At 40.2% G+C, this 20,622-nt stretch carries 14 protein-coding genes and 1 pseudogene; 5 read left to right on the top strand and 10 right to left on the bottom strand.

The features are described from left to right. Positions 1-357: 357 nt before the first annotated feature. From bioD to bioB, 4 genes are read right to left on the bottom strand one after another with little or no spacing between them, the layout of a single operon-like run. Positions 358-1,035, bottom strand: a complete 678-nt coding sequence (gene bioD / locus ArsFIN_RS07310) for a dethiobiotin synthase (RefSeq protein WP_026822141.1) — start codon at positions 1,033-1,035, stop codon at positions 358-360. Further along, positions 1,028-1,801 carry a malonyl-ACP O-methyltransferase BioC gene (gene bioC / locus ArsFIN_RS07305; RefSeq protein ID WP_026822140.1) on the bottom strand — a complete coding sequence of 258 codons (774 nt, stop codon included), beginning with the start codon at positions 1,799-1,801 and terminating at the stop codon, positions 1,028-1,030. The genes bioD and bioC overlap by 8 nt, the downstream gene beginning before the upstream one ends. Further along, positions 1,770-2,936: an 8-amino-7-oxononanoate synthase gene (gene bioF / locus ArsFIN_RS07300; protein WP_026822139.1), complete on the bottom strand. Its 1,167-nt coding sequence runs from the start codon at positions 2,934-2,936 to the stop codon at positions 1,770-1,772. Before bioF ends, bioC begins: the two co-directional genes overlap by 32 nt. Next, positions 2,936-3,967 (bottom strand): biotin synthase BioB, encoded by a 1,032-nt coding sequence (bioB, locus tag ArsFIN_RS07295; RefSeq protein ID WP_026822138.1) that lies wholly within the window; start codon positions 3,965-3,967, stop codon positions 2,936-2,938. The genes bioF and bioB overlap by 1 nt, the downstream gene beginning before the upstream one ends. 97 nt (positions 3,968-4,064) lie before the next feature. Here bioB and bioA point away from each other — a divergent pair, with 97 nt between their 5' ends. Then, positions 4,065-5,339, top strand: coding sequence for an adenosylmethionine--8-amino-7-oxononanoate transaminase (gene bioA / locus ArsFIN_RS07290; RefSeq protein WP_026822137.1), 1,275 nt, complete (start codon positions 4,065-4,067; stop codon positions 5,337-5,339). A gap of 12 nt (positions 5,340-5,351) precedes the next feature. On the opposite strand, the gene pgl is transcribed toward bioA, so the two are convergent. After that, complete coding sequence (gene pgl, locus ArsFIN_RS07285; protein WP_026822136.1) at positions 5,352-6,344, bottom strand: 6-phosphogluconolactonase; 993 nt, start codon at positions 6,342-6,344, stop codon at positions 5,352-5,354. A gap of 602 nt (positions 6,345-6,946) precedes the next feature. On the opposite strand from pgl, the gene ArsFIN_RS07280 reads away from it, so the two are divergent. Continuing rightward, on the top strand, positions 6,947-7,513 hold the full coding sequence (locus ArsFIN_RS07280; protein WP_034249313.1) for a 3'-5' exonuclease: 567 nt from the start codon (positions 6,947-6,949) through the stop codon (positions 7,511-7,513). 206 nt (positions 7,514-7,719) lie between these two features. Here ArsFIN_RS07280 and ArsFIN_RS07275 read toward each other — a convergent pair whose 3' ends face one another. Then, entirely contained in the window at positions 7,720-8,319 is a 600-nt protein-coding gene (locus tag ArsFIN_RS07275) for a lytic polysaccharide monooxygenase (protein ID WP_026822134.1), read from the bottom strand. Between the two features lie 831 nt (positions 8,320-9,150). Between ArsFIN_RS07275 and ArsFIN_RS07270 the strand changes: the two genes are divergently transcribed. Continuing rightward, positions 9,151-9,969 carry a pyridoxal phosphatase gene (locus ArsFIN_RS07270; protein ID WP_026822133.1) on the top strand — a complete coding sequence of 273 codons (819 nt, stop codon included), beginning with the start codon at positions 9,151-9,153 and terminating at the stop codon, positions 9,967-9,969. Positions 9,970-10,036: 67 nt separating this feature from the next. Here ArsFIN_RS07270 and modC read toward each other — a convergent pair whose 3' ends face one another. The 3 genes from modC to modA are packed head-to-tail and all read right to left on the bottom strand — an operon-like array spanning position 10,037 to position 12,578. After that, on the bottom strand, positions 10,037-11,101 hold the full coding sequence (modC, locus tag ArsFIN_RS07265) for a molybdenum ABC transporter ATP-binding protein ModC (RefSeq protein ID WP_026822132.1): 1,065 nt from the start codon (positions 11,099-11,101) through the stop codon (positions 10,037-10,039). Beyond that, a complete protein-coding gene (modB, locus tag ArsFIN_RS07260; RefSeq protein WP_026822131.1) occupies positions 11,095-11,787 on the bottom strand; it encodes a molybdate ABC transporter permease subunit in 693 nt (230 codons plus the stop codon). The genes modC and modB overlap by 7 nt, the downstream gene beginning before the upstream one ends. A gap of 17 nt (positions 11,788-11,804) precedes the next feature. Next, complete coding sequence (gene modA, locus ArsFIN_RS07255; protein ID WP_026822130.1) at positions 11,805-12,578, bottom strand: molybdate ABC transporter substrate-binding protein; 774 nt, start codon at positions 12,576-12,578, stop codon at positions 11,805-11,807. A 481-nt stretch (positions 12,579-13,059) separates the two neighbouring features. On the opposite strand from modA, the gene cycA reads away from it, so the two are divergent. Continuing rightward, complete coding sequence (gene cycA, locus ArsFIN_RS07250; RefSeq protein WP_026822129.1) at positions 13,060-14,454, top strand: D-serine/D-alanine/glycine transporter; 1,395 nt, start codon at positions 13,060-13,062, stop codon at positions 14,452-14,454. A 204-nt stretch (positions 14,455-14,658) separates the two neighbouring features. Here the strand turns inward: cycA and putP are convergent, their stop codons facing one another. Then, a complete protein-coding gene (gene putP, locus ArsFIN_RS07245) occupies positions 14,659-16,146 on the bottom strand; it encodes a sodium/proline symporter PutP (RefSeq protein ID WP_026822128.1) in 1,488 nt (495 codons plus the stop codon). Between the two features lie 569 nt (positions 16,147-16,715). On the opposite strand from putP, the pseudogene putA reads away from it, so the two are divergent. Then, positions 16,716-20,600, top strand: a pseudogene (putA, locus tag ArsFIN_RS07240) (trifunctional transcriptional regulator/proline dehydrogenase/L-glutamate gamma-semialdehyde dehydrogenase); the annotation flags it as partial. Between the last annotated feature and the right edge of the window lie 22 nt (positions 20,601-20,622).

The raw sequence follows: 20,622 nt of genomic DNA, 5'->3' as shown, positions 1-20,622 counted from the left end.
ATTTCAGACTTGATTTTATATAACTTGTTAATATTTATATAATTTCACTTGAGAGCCGAGAATGACATCAAGGTCACGCCAAGCCTCATGCTATCTTGGTTAGCGGCACTTTTCTAGATCTAATGCACAAGGTTATCCACAGGAATGGGGGATAACTCAAGAAATTCTTTTAGGCATCAATAGTTGTAAGATTTTCACTTGAGAATTAGCAAAATATTTTTGCTAGAAAAATAATCACAAAAAAAATTTTTATATAAGAAAAAAAATGAAAAATAGCATTTCATTTGTTACGATTTAGCTAATTCAAGCAAAATATAGCTAAAATGGCATCATACTTCAGCCTCAAAATTATTCCTATTACAGTAGGTTACCTATATTGACAAATTTGCCAATCGGATGAGATTGCCAATCCGGCAAATACGGAATAACACCTAAACAGGGCGCTGACAGGCGCTGCTGTAATGTTAGCAAATAATCTTGTTGATACTGACCTGCTAAAACAATTTCATTAGCCACCCAGCCTGCCAATAATAAACCGCTTTGCTTAATTGCTTGTGCGGTCAACATTGCATGATTGATACAACCTAATTTAACGCCAACTGTTAATATTACTGGCAATTGCTGTTGTTTAACCCAATCAGCCAAGGTTTGCTCAGCACAAAGCGGTGTGTACCATCCACCAGCACCCTCGACAATGATCCAGTCAGCAGATTGTTTTAATTTATTTAATCCTGCGTCCATTATCTGCCAATCGATAAGCTTTCCTGTTAGCTTACTGGCTATATGGGGTGAGGTTGCTTGAGCAAAAACAAGCGGATTAACATCATGGTAATTCAGTCTCAGGCTGCTATTTTTTCTTAATAACTGCGCATCTGGATTTCTTAAGCCATCGGTTAATTGTTCGCTACCTGAAGCTACCGGCTTATAACCTGCTGTTTGATAGCCATGAGACGCGGCTGCTTGTAGCAGCGCGCAGCTAACAACAGTTTTGCCCACATCTGTATCAGTTCCAGTGAGAAAAAAACATTTATTCACGATATAACATTCCGTAAACAAGTTGATAAGTTAATGGGAATTGCTCATCGACATGGGGATAATGGTCAAGGAGTTTAGCTAACTGATTTTTTGTCATTAGACCCTGCTGCTGACGCCCATCGGTTAGATAAGTCGCGCCAATTCCCTTGATAGATTGAAGTAAACAGGCAAATGAAGGATAAGTTACACGCCAAGATCGTCGTTCTAAACTATGCGGCCAATCATGACAAGTCCGCTTAATTTGTGCAAAAGTCATAAAAGAATTAATGTGTCGGTTATTATCAACTTTTTGCCAACACTGTTGTAGCTCTTGTAATGAGCCATCGACTAAAGTAGAAAAAGCAACTATCCCACCCTTTTTAGTGATACGATATAACTCACTTAATGGGGTATATAAATGACTACACCACTGGATAGCAAGGTGACTAAAACAGTGATCGACACTTTGATCGGCTAGTGGTAAACACTCCATGTCGGCCTGGATATAATTTTTAGCCGCTTGCTTTTGTTGTGCGATTGCTAACATTGATGCAGACAGATCAAGCGCAATAACCTGTTTTCCTGCTAAGTGCCACTGCTTACTGAAATAGCCGGTACCACAGCCAGCATCTAGAATGATGTTACCTGGCATCGCAGATAAGCAATCAAATAGATATTGACCACTTTGCTGTTGAAATAACGCAATATTATCGTAATTTTTCGCCGCTCGTCCAAAAGCATGCGCAATTGCTTGCTTATTTATCGGCATGGTTGTTAAAGAATTCATTTAACGCTTCCATTAACTGTGCAATATCGGCTAATTGATGATTAGCCGTCAATGTGATCCTTAATCTTGCACTACCCGGCGGCACCGTTGGCGGCCGAATAGCTTGCACCCAAAATCCTCGCTGACGTAAAAATTGCGATAAATGTAAACAACGTTGGTTACTACCAATAATCAGTGGCTGAATGGCACTGGGGGAATTTAATAATGGCAAATTATAGTGATTGGCTAATTGACGAAAATAGTCAATATTGCGCTGCAAATTGGCTCTTGATTCATCAGCCTGACGAATTTGCCTAACCGCCTCAGCTAACGCGACCGCTTGAGCCGGCGGCATTGAAGTACTATAAATTAAATGACGGCCATATTGCAGAAAATAGTCGGCGGTGATTTCATCACAAAGTAATGCCGCGCCACTAAGGCCAAATGCTTTACCAAAGGTTACCACCAGCAATTCAGGCTTTACTTTATGTAGATAACAACTCCCTCTGCCTTCATCGCCGCTAACACCAATACCATGGGCATCATCCACTAATAACCATGCCTGCGCTTGCCTCGCTACAGCTTGCAATTGGCCTAAAGGGGCACTATCGCCATCCATACTAAATACGCCTTCAGTGGCAACCAGTGTTTTACCCGTATGTTTGACCGCCAAAAGTTGCTGTAAAGCGTCCGATTGATTGTGGGCAAAACGTTGTAATGTGGCTGGTGACATCATGGCTGCTTCCAGAATGGAAGCATGACTAAGTTTGTCAGCCACAATATGATCATTTTTGTTCATTAAGGCCATGATCACACTTTGATTTACGGCATAGCCGGAAATAAATAATAAAGCACGAGAATAACCCAACCAATCAGCCAGCTGTCGCTCCAATTGGGCATGGGCGCAACGATAACCGATAACATGACCAGAGCTACCACTACCTGCTCCATATTGGCTTAATCCTATCTGCCAGGCTTTAATTATGGCCGAATGCTGGCTTAAACCGAGATAATCATTACTGGAAAAATTAACATACTGTTGTTGATCAAAGATTAGGGTACGTGCATCATTTTTTTTAATAATCTGCCGTTGCCGCCACAATGCTTGCTGCTTGCGCATATCCAGTTGATGAGCTAAAAATGTTGACCAATTCATTATAGTGCCGCGTTATAAAATTGTGCTGTATCCATCTGCTGCATAACCTCTTCCAACCGCGCTATTTGCTGCTGATGAGTCAATGCGGTTTCAGTGGCTTGTGGATTAATATTTAGCTTGCGGAAAAGTTGCTGATCTTTATCTTGATTGGGATTTGCGGCCGTTAATAACTTACAACCATAGAAGAGAGAGTTTGCCCCGGCCATAAAACAGAGTGCTTGCATCTGTTCATTCATCTGTTCACGGCCAGCAGAGAGCCGGACAAAAGAGGTTGGCATCATAATCCGGGCAACAGCTATGGTACGAATAAAATCAAAGGCATCGACATCTTCATTGTCTTCAAGGGGGGTGCCTTTTATTTTTATTAGCATATTAATTGGCACACTTTCAGGAACCTGCGATAAATTAGCTAATTGAACCAATAGTGCTGCCCGATCAGTCACCTTTTCACCTAAGCCGACAATGCCACCAGAGCATACCTTCATGCCTGCTTGGCGAACAGTATCAATTGTATCAAGCCTATCTTGATAGGTGCGAGTGGTAATAATAGAACCATAAAACTCGGGCGAGGTGTCTAAATTGTGATTGTAATAATCCAGTCCAGCATCGGCTAACCGCCGTGCTTGCTGGTCAGTTAACTTACCCAGCGTCATACAGGTTTCCAAGCCTAACACTTTAACTTCTTTCACCATCGTTTCTAGATAAGGCATATCGCGTTCATGAGGATTTCGCCAGGCCGCGCCCATACAAAAACGGGTTGAACCAGCTTTTTTGGCCTGCTTAGCCGATTCGATTACTCGTTCGACTTCTAACAGTCGTTCAGCTTTTAATCCGGTCTTATAGCGCGCACTTTGTGGGCAATATTTGCAATCTTCCGGGCAGGCACCCGTTTTAATTGAGAGTAAAGTACTAATCTGGATCTGTTGCGGATCAAAATGTAGGCGATGAACTTGCTGAGCTTGAAAAAGTAATTCAAAAAAAGGTAAATCAAATAATGCTTGTGCCTGGCTAAGCGTCCATGGTTTTTCCATCTTCACCATTCTCTCTCTGGAAACAAAAAGTGTTGCCAGTTTAAATAACCGCGTTATCATGTCAACTAAAATAAATAAATTTAGTTGACCAAACATAATGCAACTCAACGATATTAATTTTGATGCTAAACATATTTGGCACCCATATACTTCTATGACTCAACCAATACCGGCTTATCCTATTGTGAGCGCCTCAGGTGTCGAACTCGAATTAGCCGATGGCAGAAAATTGATTGATGGTATGGCTTCTTGGTGGGCCGCTATTCACGGCTATAATCATCCCGTACTCAATCAAGCCGCTTCTCAGCAATTAACAAAAATGTCCCATGTTATGTTTGGTGGCATCACGCATCCGCCAGCGACTGCCTTGTGCCGACAATTAATTGATATAACTGATGATAGATTAGAGTGTATTTTTCTGGCTGACTCCGGCTCAGTAGCTGTAGAGGTAGCATTAAAAATGGCATTACAATATTGGCAGGCACGAGGAGAAACCCGCCACCAGTTTATTGCCTTACAACGGGGATATCATGGTGATACCTTTGGTGCTATGTCAGTTTGTGATCCTGCAAACTCAATGCATAGCCTTTATCGAGGTTATCTGCCAACACATTTTTTTGTTCAAGCACCTCAATGTGGTTTTTATCAACCGTGGCAAGCCGACGATTTGATCCCATTACAAAAAATGCTCACCGAACAAGCTGGCAAAATTGCTGCCATTATCGTTGAGCCGATAGTTCAAGGTGCGGGTGGTATGCGAATTTATCATCCTAATTATCTGACAGCCGTAAGAGAATTATGCGATCACTATAATATTTTGCTGATTGCCGATGAGATAGCCACCGGCTTTGGCCGTACTGGCAAATTGTTTGCTTGTCAGCATAGCGCCATTACGCCAGATATTTTGTGTTTAGGTAAAGCACTAACCGGTGGTTATGTCACTCTGTCAGCCACGCTAACCAGCCGCCATATTGCAGAAACCATCAGCCAAGGCAAAGCGGGCTGTTTTATGCATGGACCCACTTTTATGGGCAATCCATTAGCCTGCGCGATCGCCGATGCAAGCATAACATTACTAAGAAATAGCCCATGGCAAAAATGGGTGAAAGACATTGAAACACAATTGATGGCTGAACTCTTTCCACTACGAGATCAACCCCAAGTTGCTGACGTGCGAGTGTTAGGCGCAATTGGCGTTGTTGAAATGAAAAACCCCGTCAATGTACCTGAATTACAACGTCATTTTGTAGCTGAAGGGGTCTGGATCCGGCCATTTGGTAAATTAATTTATCTGACGCCGCCTTATATCATTACCGCTGTGCAACTCACTAAGTTAACTGAAGCGATAAAAAAAATAGTTCTCAAACTGTAAATTAAAAACAGTTTAGTTTTTAATTAAATGGGTCGTGATCCACATCGGCCCTTTACCAACCGGATAACGCGCTAAGGTTTGTAGCGCACCTGTCACCGCATCTATTTTATACACAGCAATGTGATCAGATTTTTGACCGACGGCTAGCAAAAAATGGCCCGTTTGATCAATATTAAAGCCACGCGGTTGAGTTTCGGTTGCATAAGCCTTCATTGGCGATAATGCTAATCCTTCTGCTGTTACTTGAAAATGACGAATAATACTGGCAGAACGTTCACTTACATAAAGATGACAGCCATCTGGCGTAATATGAATATCCGCAGCCCAGGGTTTACATTTCGATCCGGCAGGTAGAATGTCACAATTTTGCCTTTGCTGATAAGGTTCAAATGCTGAATAAACATTAATTGTGGCATCTAACTCATTTAAACAATAAAAAGCGTTCTGATTGGGTGCAAATGCTAAATGACGAGGCCCTGCGCCTTGGTTAGTTACAATCCGATCAGCAACCTGTTCGGTTAAGTGGCCATTGTTATCAATTGTATAAATGCGAATATGATCTTCGCCTAAACACGGGACAAACAAACGTGAATTATCAAAACTTACTCCCGATGCATGGGGATGTTTTAAATCGCCAATAACTTGAATCGCTGGCTGCGCGCTCCCCTGTTGATCAATCGGCAACACCACTAAATTTCCTTGATGATAGGAGGGAATAAATAGCCAACGACCAAGCTTGTCAATTTCAATATGGGTTGGTGTGGCAGGAATAGCGGTAATGGCCTGTTGGCTGAGTTTTCCTTCGGCTGAAATAAGGTAAGTAATAATGGCAAAATCCGGCCGAATACCAACATAAAGATGTCGACCATCGGGACTAATCTGCATCGGTTGTACTTCACCGGGTAATGTCAGCTGTTGCAATAATGTCAGTTTACCCTTTTTATCCATTGCCCAAACATGAATTTGTTTACTTTCAGGACTGGCAACATACACTACCTGTTTCATTGATTAACTCCTCAGAAATTATTCTCCATTATCATATCCGATTTGATAGCAAATAATCAGTAAAATAGCATAACGGTTAATAAAAAAATTTATTGTTCAGCCGATTGATGTCAGTATGTGGCGTGTTTTTATTAATTATCATTGTGCAATTAAAGGTTATGTTTAGCGATAATAATTAGCCAACCGTCAATCGCCGTTGAATATCGCCTTATTCAAGTAAATTTAGTATTCAGATGATAAAAATCTAAATTAAACCCTATAAAAAACCTGTTGTTAAAAAGTAAAAAAATAATATTATATAAATATATAAATTCTTTATTTTTGTTAATAAAGATGTTTTGTTAAAAACGCAATAACACTAATCAATACCGAGGAGGTTGAAAATTTAATATAAATTTCACATTATTTTTCAATATAAGCAACATGTAAACTCAGTTTATTTGATCCAGTTGTCTTTATCGATTTTTTTCCATTTCATATAATTATTGTTAGTAATAAATAAAATCAACAAGTCGTGAGCTAAATTTAAAAATAATAAACCGTAAATATTAGGACGAGTAGATTGACACGGCAAACTGTTAATAGAAAATTAAGGAATAATAATGAAACCCCGCGAAAATTTAATGGTTGACTTAGAAACCATGGGTATGGGCAGTTGTGCTGCCATTGTAGCAATCGGTGCGGTTTTTTTTAATCCAGCGACAGGTGAAACGGGCGCTGCCTTTTATCAAGCTGTCGATCTCTCTTCATCAATGTCTGCCGGCGGTACCGTCAATGGTGAAACCATAAAGTGGTGGTTATGCCAATCCAATGAAGCTCGCGCAACGATTGCCAAAAAAAGTTTACCACTTATTGATAATGTCCTGCGTGAATTGCATTTTTGGGCGCGAGAAAATGCCCAAGAACGGATGGATTGTTTAAAAGTCTGGGGGAAAAGCGCCAATTTTGTCTTAAGAGGCGCTTATGAGAGATCACAATTAGTCCCTTTTTGGCATGTCGGCAATGATCGTGATGTACACACTATTATCGATATGGGGATTAATCTTGGCGTTAATGTACAAAATGATCTGTCAATTGAGCAAGCGCGAGATAATGCACTCAACTGTGCGCTTTACCAAGTGCATCATGTTGCCAATATTTGGCAAAAAATTATCCAACATGAGGAATAACGGAATATTCCAGTGAATGAAATTTATTAATGACAATTATTAGTTAGTAATAAACTTGCTATTACTAATAACTATTGAACAAAAGCTAGCTAAGTAGAAATAGCTAGCATTTGATAACAATAAAAATAACTGAATATGAATGTCTACTAATCTAATTTAAATTTGTAATGTAGGTTAATTTACTAGCTGAAAAATTGTTATTAATATTATTTAGCTTTCATATCCACATCAACAACTTGATAAAAAGCATTTGCGGTATCAGCAATTGACCAAACACCTAAAATAACCTGATAACCCGTACGTTGTGGAACATTACATTCAAAATAAAGTTGATCTTTATCCGGCTTTGCACCACCGTCAAAACGCTCGCAAAATGGTTTTAAATCAAAAGAGGCACGGGTTAGTGGTGCATTAGGGTTCCAATCCTGTTTAGTAATAAAAAACTCCCATTTGGCTGTTTTGTGTGGCTGAGTTAACGTCCAATGGAAGGTGTTTTTTCCGGCAGTCAATGGTACTTTCTTCCAACGATCAGCGCTCTGTTCGTTGAGTTTATAAAATAATGAATTATCACCACTGGCTATCTTGCCATCACGAGGGCCGCTTTGCGGAAAGCCTTTCGGCCCTTCAATCGACATGGGATCATATTCAACAGCCCCACAGTTGCTATTTTCATGTATCCAACATAACACTGCTCGGCTTTTTGGTGCAAAAATAAAACCATGCTGCGGTTCCGGCTTGACATTAGCAACGGCGACATTAGCAGCAAAAATTAATGCTAACGGCGCTAATAATAATTTACTTTTCATTTAATATATCCCTTAAATCGTTTCTATTTTTATCAATTGAGAATATTTTTATACAACATCGCTTATAGCAGAGTTAATTATTATGCGGATAAAACGAAAATATCAATTTAATTAATCTATTTTTTGCTTAAAAAAATATTTCATTTAAATATAAGTAAATTAAAAAATTAATATATCAGCCTTTTATATGAAAAATAATGAAGGCTAATAAAAAGATAAAAAAATATATGAAATAGGTTAGATGTTTAATTTAAAAACATGTTATTTAAATTACTTCAGCGTTATAGCTAACAATAATGAACGCTTCAATTTCAAATAATGTCTATCAATAAAACATAATAATGTTAAACTGCAATTTATAATCTAACGAAAAAAACAGCGATAAATTAACAATAATTATCATAATAATTTTACAGACCAATATTAAAAGATGCTATTCCGAAAGCAGCACTTATTGTTAAAAAGGGTTAAAGATATCGATTTAAAATTAATCGTATTGACATTAAATTAATAAAAATAGCGAGTTCTTAACTTCTACTTGTCTATTATATTGATTTAAATCTTATTTCACATATAACAACTTGTTAATAACCTGTCAGGCTAAAAATTTAGCTGATTATTGCTATTGAGTTATGCTGCTAGTTTATCATCTATTAGGGTAATTATTTATTTTTACGGGTTTAGTTAACGACTATTATCCGATATGATTAGTACTAGAAAAATTTATCGGTTTGAACAATTAAGATAAATAATTCACTAAATTGTACTTTTTAAAATTACTATATAGATTGAATGCTAAATCGCTATTTAATCTGTTAATGAGGCTGATTTATGTCATATCGCGTTATCGCATTAGATCTTGATGGTACTCTATTGGATCCTAACAAGCAGATCTTGCCACAATCTTTAGCCGCAATAAACCAAGCTCGTCGCCAAGGAATCAAAGTTATTATTGCTACTGGTCGCCATCATGTTGCTATCCATCCATTTTATCAAGCATTGGCTTTAGATACCCCAGCAATTTGTTGCAATGGGACTTATCTCTACGACTATCAGACAAAAAAAGTACTGGAATCGGATCCCTTATCGGCAGAAGAAGCGACTAAAGTGGTTGCGCATTTACAAGGTACGGATATCAATCACTTGATGTATGTTGATGACGCTATGCTATATCAACAACATAATGATGCTATCGAACGAACATTGCAATGGGCGGATTCATTACCTGAAAATCAACGCCCCAATATCCATAAAATCGACAATTTCAACACGGCAATCCAGCAGGTTACTGCTATTTGGAAATTTGCCACCTGTACGCCGGATATCGAGAAATTACGCGTTTTTAGCCAAACTATTCAGCAAGAACTGGAGCTGGCTTGCGAGTGGTCATGGTATGATCAAGTTGATATTGCTAAAAAAGGCAATAGCAAAGGTGTACGTTTACAACGTTGGGTCGAATCCCAAGGCTTAACGATGAAAGAGGTTATCGCTTTTGGCGATAATTTCAATGATGTCAGCATGTTAACTGCCGCTGGTCTCGGCGTTGCAATGGGTAATAGCTGTGATGAAGTGAAAAAATTTGCCGATATAATTACCGATCAAAATACTGCACCTGGAATTGCTGAAGTGATACAGAAATATGTGCTATAAGGCGGTAAAGCTATTTATGCTACTACCCAACAACCTTTGTTAACAAACAATCACTTAATCAACAGATTTAAAGCCGACGGGCTAGCGACAGGCTCTTAACTTGGGCATAAACCCATTTATCCGGCTTTATTTCTAATTCCTCTTTTGCCCAGCGCGTGATCCTTGCCCAGATAAAGTGGCTATCTATTGCTAACTTAACATCCACTTGCTCTGACTCGTCAATACACTCGACGACTTTCGCTCTTAATATATTACGAATAGTCGTTTGGGTCGGCTTATTTAATGTTAAAGAGACGTCTGCCGCATCGATACGGATGCGAACCGCTTCACCTAATTGAAATTGCAACTGGGGAAGCCACAACACTTGATCCAATATCGCCACCGATGTCATAGCATAAAGAGGATGATGTTCGATTACCTTAACATTTAAGATACTACTTAATGTATCAACTTGTAACCAGGGTCGTAAAACACTACTCGACCAAATCTCAGCTAACGGCGCGACAGCCTCAATTTTACCCGCTGACATAACAATGACATTATCAGCCAGCCGGACTATTTCATCTAGATTATGACTGACATAAAGAATAGGAATTTGGATATCTTGCGATAACTTTTCCAAATAGGGAAGTAACTCTCTTTTGCGTGGTAAATCTAACGAAGCCAACGGCTCATCCATTAATAATAATTCAGGCGCAGTTAATAATGCGCGGCCAATAGCGACGCGTTGTTTTTCACCACCTGACAACATAGCGGGTAAGCGCGGCAATAATGTTTCAATACCTAGCAACTGAACAATATCATCAAAGTGAGATTTCATTGCTCTGGCCATACCATATTGCAGATTACCTTTGACGCTATAATGTGGAAATAGGCGCGCATCTTGAAAAACATAACCCATTCTACGCATTTCCGCCGGTACAAATAGCCCTTTCTCTGTATCAACTAAAACGCGATCATTAAAGATAATTTGTCCTTTATCGGGTTTAGTGAGCCCGCCTATCAAATTTATCAAGGAGGTTTTGCCAACACCAGAAACACCAAAAATGGCGGTGATCCCTTGAGTTGAAAGTAGGGTATCAACATTGACAAATAAATCGCCTAGTTGCTGTTGTAGACGCAACGCTAACATATTGCCCCCAAACGTTTTCTGCCACAACGAGTTAACCATTCAGACAGGAGTAACGATAGCAAGGCTAAAATGATAGCAATAATACATAAACGAGCAGCGGCCATTTCCGCGCCTGGCGTTTCAATCAGCGTATACATGGCTAATGGAATGGTTCTTGTTTCACCGGGAATATTAGACACAAAGGTAATCGTAGCACCAAATTCACCTAAAGAGCGAGCAAAAGCCAAAACCATACCAACAATAATTCCCGGTACGATTAATGGTAAGGTAATGGTAAAAAAAACCCGCCATGGATTAGCGCCCAATGTTCGAGCCGCTTGCTCAAGGCGTTGATCGACGCCTTCTAATGCTAACCTTATTGACCTAACCATCAATGGAAAGGCAATAATAGCAGAAGCTAAAGCAGCCCCTCGCCAACTGAAGGTAAAACTAAATCCAAACCAATGATATAGCCATGCACCAATAACCCCATGGCGACCAAATGATAGCAAAAGTAGATAACCTACCACTACCGGCGGTAATACTAAAGGTAAATGGATCAAACTATCGAGTAATGTTTTGCCGGGAAAATGGCAGCGCACCAATATCCAGGCCATTAATATGCCTAAAGGCAAACTCACTAATACAGCAACACTCGATACTTTTAAGCTCAGAATAATAGCTTGCCACTCATATTCACTTAACATGTGCAAAAATCAATTTCCTATAATGGATTAAAACCATAATGTTTAAATATTGCTGCCGCTGCCGGCGTTTTTAAATAAGCAAAAAAATCGTTAACTTTAGTAGTTTGCTGATTTTTAACGATTGCCATTGGATATTCGATGGCTTTATAACTGGTGGTTGGGAATATACCAACCACTTTCACCTTTTTACTCACCCCAGCATCGGAGCCATACACAATGCCTAACGGTGCTTCATTCAGCTCAACCAATGCCATGCCACTACGGACATTATTGGTTCTGGCTAACATAGTATCAACGGTTTTCCAGGCGCCTAAAGCCATTAGTGCCTGTTTAGCATAGATACCCACCGGCACGTGATCAGGGTCACCAACAGCAATTCGTTCACCCTTGGCCAGTTGGCGCCAATCGGTATTTTTGCTAATCGTAACCTGCTTTAATTTTGAATTTATTGGCGCGATAAGGACTAACTTATTGCCTAACAAAGTATGGCGACTAGCATTAACAATAAGTTGTTTCTGTTGCACATAATCCATCCACTGCTGATCGGCAGAGATAAAAATATCGGCAGGGGCTCCCTGTTCAATTTGTCTGGCTAAGGTTGAAGATGAAGCATAAGCAGCAATAACCTTAGTGGGATGATCTTTTTCATATTGCGTTACGATATCATTTAATGCATTGGTTAATGACGCAGCAGCAAAAACGGTCACTTTATTCTCAGCTGCCCAATTTGATCCCATGAACAAGCAAAAAAGTGCCATTGCTGTCACTATTTTAGCAATATATTTTTTCATCATTAATACCTTTTTCATTATTTTTATTGTTATATATATCAGGACATAACGAATAAAGAAAGTCGTATGATATCGGTAAAATTAAATTGTTTTAGTTAGTTAAAAACAGTCCTAAAGAGCATAAATGAATGGAATAACAATTGCTAAACATCTTTTGTAAAAAGATAATTAACAACAAAATATAAATAATTATATCATCTTGATAGTTAATAAAAAAAATTGCATTCAATTTTCAATTAGCAGAATTGGCTGATGAAAGATTGGTTATTTTACTTATCATTAAAATAAAAGTATTTATACAAAATGTCTTTATGACTCAATATAAAAAATTATAATCAAAGGTTAGAGAGCCATTCAATAAAATCAAATGTCACCTTCTCTCCTGCTATAATGGTGTCACCTTAAGTTAAATAATGATATGTTAAAAAAATGATAATTAGCTAACCCTCCCTGAATAAAATAAAACAACATTGGACAATCTATGAACGACAAACCTTTATCATCGGCAGTAAACATAGATCAAGGACAACTCAAGCGAGGTTTACAAAATCGCCACATTCAGTTGATTGCTATTGGTGGTGCTATAGGAACCGGATTATTTATGGGCTCAGGCAAAGCTATCTCCTTAGCTGGCCCATCGCTTATAATTATTTATTTGATTATTGGGTTTGTTTTGTTTTTCGTGATGCGAGCCATGGGCGAATTACTCCTTTCGAATTTAAAATATAAATCCTTTAGTGATTTTTGTGCTGAACTTTTAGGGCCATGGGCTGGCTTTTTCGTTGGCTGGACTTATTGGTTTTGTTTGGTGATCACGGCTATTGCAGAAATTGTTGCTATTACTGCCTATATTGGCTACTGGGCACCTGATTTTCCGCCCTGGCTGACATCATTACTTTGTATACTATTGTTATTAACCCTTAATTTGGTCTCAGTGTCCTTGTTTGGTGAAACAGAATTTTGGTTTGCAATTATCAAAATCATTGCCATTATCTTTCTTATTTTAATTGGCTTGATATTAGTCATCATCGGCTTCAAAACGCCTAGCGGTCATATTGCCTCCTTAAGCCACCTCTGGAATGATGGCATCTTTCCAATGGGCATTAACGGTTTTTTTGCCGGTTTTCAATTAGCTATCTTCTCGTTTGTCGGTATTGAAATTGTTGGCGCAACTGCGGCCGAAACGCGGGATCCCAATCGCGTGTTACCAAAAGCGATTAATGCGATACCGTTTAGATTCATCGCCTTTTATGTCCTTTCTTTAGTGGTTATTATGTCGGTCACGCCATGGCGTGAGATTGCTGCTGATAAGAGCCCATTCGTCGAGCTGTTTGTCCTAATTGGGGTACCGGCCGCAGCGAGTATTGTCAACTTTGTGGTGCTAACTTCAGCGGCTTCTTCTACTAATAGTGGCGTCTTTTCCACCAGCCGTATGTTATTTGGTCTAGCTAAGAAAGCAAATGCCCCCAGGCAATTTAGTCAATTATCGAACAAATCGGTGCCAGTTAAGGGATTATATTTTACCTGCTGCTGTCTCGGTTTGGCCGTGGTATTGATCTATTTTATTCCCGATGTTATGCGCGTTTTTGTCCTGATCACTAGCGTAGCCGCCATTCTTTTTATGTTTATCTGGAGTATGATCCTGTGCGCTTATCTGGCTTATCGCAAAAAACAGCCACATCTCCATCAGAATTCGATTTATAAAATGCCAGTTGGGATCTTTATGTCTTGGGTCTGCCTATTATTTTTTGTTTTCGTTTTAATACTACTGACCTTAGAACCAGATACTCGCCAGGCGTTGCTAGCAGTACCGATTTGGTTTGTTATGTTATTGATCGGTTATCAAATCGCTAAAAAAGGTAAACCAGCGCGCTGATCAAACGAAAAAATGGTGGTTTTAATCAAACCACCATATTCAAATTAATTCGTAAGACTTCTGTAGGTTAAAACGTCATTGCGCCCGAGCTGCTAAATAATTGGGTGGATTTAGCTAATAAAAATAATTGACTAAACCTCATAGCGCATAAATTTTAGATTAAACCATCGGATATCGGCTAATTAATCAGTCGACGCCGACTAGTTATTGGCTGGCCTTATACGCTGCCTCCGCTTTAACGAAACGTTTAACTGCGCTTTGACTAGGTGCAGTAGTTAACAGGCTAACGATAACAATGGCGATAGCGGCAAAAATAAAACCAGGAATAATTTCATATAAACCAAACCACTTATATTGCATCCAAATTAACACCGTTAAAGCGCCGACCAACATACCCGCTAAGGCACCGTAGCGATTCATACGTTGCCACAACACTGAAATTAAGATCACTGGGCCAAAGGCCGCGCCAAAACCTGCCCAGGCGTTGCTAACCAAAATCAACACTTTATTATTGGGATCACGCGCAATAAAAATAGCCATTGCCGCCACCACTAACACCATCGCCCGACCAATCCAAACTAACTCTCTTTGACTGGCCTTTGGTCTGATAAAAGGTTTATAAAGATCTTCAGTCAGTGCACTGGCACAAACTAATAATTGACAACTCAAGGTGCTCATCACGGCCGCCAAAATGGCGGATAGCAATATTCCGGCCAGCCAAGGATTAAATAAAATAGTGGCTAATTCCATAAATATCCGTTCAGGGTTGGCTATAACTGCTCCGGCAACCGTGGGATGCAGATCAAAATAAGCAATACCCAAAAAACCCACGGCAATCGTACCCGCTAAACAGAGTATCATCCAGGTCATACTAATACGTCGTGCCTGGTTGATGGTTTGCGCTGAATCGGCGGCCATAAAACGCGCCAATATATGCGGTTGGCCAAAATAGCCTAAGCCCCATCCTAGTAAAGAAATAATGGCGACAAAATTTAATCCTTTAAACATATCTAGGTAAGCCGGATTTTTATTGTTAATTAATGTTACTGCGCTGTCCAAACCACCGACAGCAAAAATCACCATCAGCGGGGTCAATAACAAGGCAAAAATCATCAGAGTCGCTTGTACCGTATCGGTCCAACTGACCGCTAAAAAACCACCCAAAAAAGTATATATTATGGTGGCTAATGCACCTAACCACATCGCTTGCTGATAGCTAATGCCAAAAGTATTTTCAAACAGTAATCCACCTGCAACGACACCGGAAGCACAATAGATAGTAAAAAAAATGAGGATCACCAAGGCCGACACGATACGTAATATTTTACTTTTATCTTCAAAACGGCTGGTAAAATAGTCTGGTAATGTCAGGGAGTTATGATTATTTTCGGTTTGAATACGTAATCGCCCAGCGACTAATCGCCAATTTAAATAAGCGCCTAATGCTAATCCGATAGCAATCCAACTTTCCGCTATACCACTTAGGAAAATCGCGCCGGGTAAGCCCATTAATAACCAGCCTCTCATATCCGATGCGCCAGCAGAAAGCGCGGTTACTACCCCACCTAAACGACGTCCGCCTAAAATATAATCATCAAAACTACTTGTCGAACGATAAGCGCAAAAACCAATTAGTAACATAACAAAAATATAAACTACAAACATCATTATCATTGGATAGCTTAATATCATCTGTCCCTCTCCATTGTTTTTCTCTTTTTTAGTTTTAGTCAGTTTGCAGGCATATTAGCTATCATTTTTTGCTAACAAATATTAAACTTACCATTAACATATAAACTGACTTTATTTTCCTATTCATCCCGAAATTTAATTTTGGATAAAAATGAGTTCAACTTAATTGATGAACCATGAAACAATACAAATTCAATCGTTATATTCCAATAACCAACGAATAAGTCACAAATGTTAATTTATTTGATTATATTTTAATAAAATAATCATTTTATTATTTGCTTTAATCTTTTTTTATTTATTTATGTTTCAGGAAGATATAACAATACTTATAATAAAATCTATTTTAATTAATACAAAAATAGATTTATTTCACATTTCTAACACTTTCATCGGTTAACAATATTGCACCAAATTAAAACATAAAGGATATTGTTAAATTACCGACTTCTAACAACTATTAGCAGTAAGAATGAGTCGCAGGATAATTGCAGTTATTCTTACTGTTGATAAAGTAATCAGAAAAGGTAGCAAAAAACTTTACAACGCCTGGATCTTATACCGATTAGTTAATAGGACAGGCAACATTTAATTATCTTAGACACTTTGATAATGAGGAAACTATGGTTCAATTCCCGGCTACCAAAGTTAATGAAAAAGCAAACTTATCTAGCGAATCCCCGATATGCGCCAAAACCGATCATTCCTTATTCTTAAATTTTGCCGCGCAGATTTTACCGCAATCAGCAAAACGCTCGGCAATGACCTCCGCTTATCGATTACCTGAAACAGAGCTATTACCGCCATTACTAGAACAAGCCCGGCTAACAGAAAGCGAGGCAGTTTATCAACTAGCCTATCAGCTAGCTAAAAATCTACGCGCACAAAAGAATAGTTTTGGCCGCTTGGGTTTAGTACAGAGCCTATTACAACAGTTTGCTCTCTCCTCGCAAGAAGGCATTGCCCTTATGTGTCTGGCGGAAGCACTGCTGCGCATCCCAGATAAAGCAACCCGTGATAGCTTGATCCGCGACAAAATTAGTGGTGGTGACTGGCAGTCACATATTGGACAAAGTTCGTCATTATTTGTTAATGCCGCTACTTGGGGTTTGCTCTTTACCGGTAAATTAGTTGCCAGCCATAATGAAACTAAACTGGCTAGTGCCCTTAACCGAATCATTAGTAAAAGTGGTGAACCCATTATTCGTCAAGCTGTGAATATGGCAATGCGACTAATGGGTGAACAATTTGTCACTGGTGAAACCATCACACAAGCACTCAGTAATGCCCATAAAATGGAAAATAAAGGCTTTAGCTACTCTTATGATATGTTAGGTGAAGCCGCCCTAACTGCTGAAGATGCAAAAACCTATATGGCCGCTTATCAACAAGCGATTGATGCAATTGGAAAGGCTTCCAGCGGTAAAAGCCTTTATGCCAGTGCCGGCATTTCCATTAAACTGTCGGCGCTACATCCGCGCTATTGTCGCGCCCAATATCAACGTGTGATGGATGAACTTTATCCTCGTCTATTAACATTAACTTTACAAGCACGCCATTATGATATCGGTATCAATATTGATGCTGAGGAGGCTGATAGGCTAGAAATTTCCCTCGATTTACTAAAAAAACTGTGCTTCGAGCCACAACTGGCTGGCTGGAATGGCATTGGCTTTGTTATTCAGGCCTATCAAAAGCGCTGTCCGTATGTTATCGACGAAATTATCGATTTGGCGCAACGCAGTCAGCACCGTTTAATGATCCGTTTGGTAAAAGGTGCTTATTGGGACAGTGAAATTAAACGCGCGCAAATAGAGGGTCTTGAAGGCTACCCAGTCTATAGCAGAAAAATTTATACTGACGTCAGCTATCTGGCTTGTGCCCGTAAACTACTGTCAGTGCCTAATTTAATTTATCCGCAATTTGCGACGCATAATGCCCATACCTTAGCCAGTATTTATTATATGGCTGGTGAAAATTATTATCCGGGGCAATATGAATTTCAATGTCTACATGGCATGGGCGAATCACTCTATCAGCAAGTTGTCGGCTCCATCGCTGAGGGTAAACTTAATCGTCCCTGCCGTATCTATGCACCGGTTGGCAGCCATGAAACCTTACTAGCTTATTTGGTGCGGCGCTTACTGGAAAATGGTGCTAATACTTCTTTTGTTAATCAGATTGCCGATCATCATATTCCATTAGCTAAACTGCTAGCCGATCCAGTGCAAGAGGTGCTATCAGCGGCTGAAACAGAAGGCCAGGTGGGTTTACCACACCCACAAATCCCGCTGCCTCGCGCACTCTATGGTCAAAAGCGCCTCAATGCGATTGGTATTGATCTGACCAATGAGCATCACCTAGCAGCACTGGCGCAGACCTTACTAGCCACTCTAAGCTGTTATCACGTTAAACCATTACTGGGCGGTCAACATCATTCACAATATGAAATTTCAGCCCGGCTGCCGATCATTAATCCGGCTAATCATAACGATATCGTCGGCTATGTTCATGAAGCGACGATGACCGACGTAGAGCATGCATTGGAAGTTGCCACTAGCGCTGCTACTGGCTGGGCGACAGTACCAGTCGAACAACGAGCGGCGATTTTGCAACAAGCGGCTACCCTGATGGAGCAACAAATTTGCCGTTTAATCGGCGTATTGATCCGTGAAGCGGGCAAAACCTATAGTAATGCCATTGCTGAAGTGCGCGAAGCCATCGATTTTCTGCGCTACTACGCCGAACAGATCAGTGAAAATTTCAATAATGAAACTTATTCTCCCCTAGGTGTGGTGGTTTGCATTAGTCCATGGAATTTTCCATTGGCTATTTTTAGCGGCCAAATCGCTGCCGCTTTAGCGGCCGGTAATAGCGTACTGGCCAAACCGGCAGAACAAACACCGATTATTGCGATGCTAGGGGTTGAATTGCTGCATCAAGCAGGCATACCGCATGATGTTCTCCAACTTCTACCCGGTCAAGGCGAGCAAGTGGGCAGCAAATTGATTAATGACACGCGCGCAGCGGGTGTGCTATTTACCGGTTCAACCTGTGTGGCTAAACTGATCCAGCGCAATCTTGCCAATCGACTTAATGCGCAGCAACAACCCATTCCATTGATTGCCGAAACCGGTGGTTTAAATGCCATGATCGTTGATTCATCCGCTCTCACTGAACAAGTTGTCAATGATGTTATCATTTCAGCCTTCGATAGTGCCGGCCAACGCTGCTCTGCCTTGCGTATTCTTTGCCTGCAAGAAGAAATCGCTGAACGCACGCTGACTATGTTAACCGGCGCGATGGCCGAATACCGGATTGGTGATCCGACTGTGCTAGAGACGGATATTGGCCCAGTTATTGATCGCCAAGCACAACAGAATATTGAGCATCATATTGAAAAAATGCGACAAGCGGGTAAAAGGATTTATCAGGCTGAACAACCTAGCCAACCGGACGACAAACAATGGCAACAAGGCACTTTTGTCCGCCCCACTTTAATTGAAATCGATCATTTTGACGAACTAAAAAAGGAAATTTTTGGCCCTGTACTCCATGTTTTACGCTTTAAACGGCATCAGTTAGATCAACTGATCAAACAAATTAATGACTCAGGTTATGGCTTGACTTTAGGTTTGCATACCCGTATTGATGAAACCATTACTTATGTTAGCCAGACGGCAAAAGTGGGTAATATTTATGTTAATCGCAATATGGTCGGTGCCGTGGTTGGCGTACAACCCTTTGGTGGTGAAGGGTTATCGGGTACCGGACCAAAAGCCGGTGGCCCGCTCTATCTCTATCGATTACTTAGCCAGCGGCCAGAAAGCGTTATCGATAAAGTGTTTAAGCAGCCAGATAATCCCGTTCCATTAACCAGTAGCCAACCGCCATTGGCTCAATTAACGCCATTTGATGCCTTCTGTGATTGGGCTAAAAAACAGCATGATCAAGTACTTGACAACGTTATTCGCCACTATCAACCCTTGTCCCATCGCAAAATATGCTACCAATTAGCCGGCCCAACCGGTGAACATAATAGTTATCGCCTGGTGCCGCGCGGGCGGATCCTGTGTTTGGCTGAAAGTCAATCAGATGCCCTGCTGCAGCTGGCAGCGGTGTTAGCCATGGGATGCCCAGTAGTGTGGCCAAATAATGCCATACAACAGCAACTGTGTGCTGCTTTGCCTGAATTGGTCAATCAAATGATCACGCTAACGGATAACTGGCAACAAGTTGACTGCCAATTTGATGCGGTTATTTTTCATGGCGAAAGCCAGCAGTTACAAACCGTTTGTACTGTGATTGCTGAGCGTGATGGGCCAATTATTTCCGTACAAGGATACCGATCCGGTGACAGTCGGTTATTACTTGAGCGTTTAGTCCATGAGCGCGCCGTCAGTATCAATACTGCTGCGGCTGGCGGCAATGCCAGTTTAATGACGCTTAAATAATTTTTCGCTTCAAGCAATAAGG

This window comes from Arsenophonus nasoniae (assembly GCF_004768525.1).
In the GTDB taxonomy this organism is placed as follows: domain Bacteria; phylum Pseudomonadota; class Gammaproteobacteria; order Enterobacterales; family Enterobacteriaceae; genus Arsenophonus; species Arsenophonus nasoniae.
This window is presented reverse-complemented; position numbering and strand designations above follow the sequence as displayed.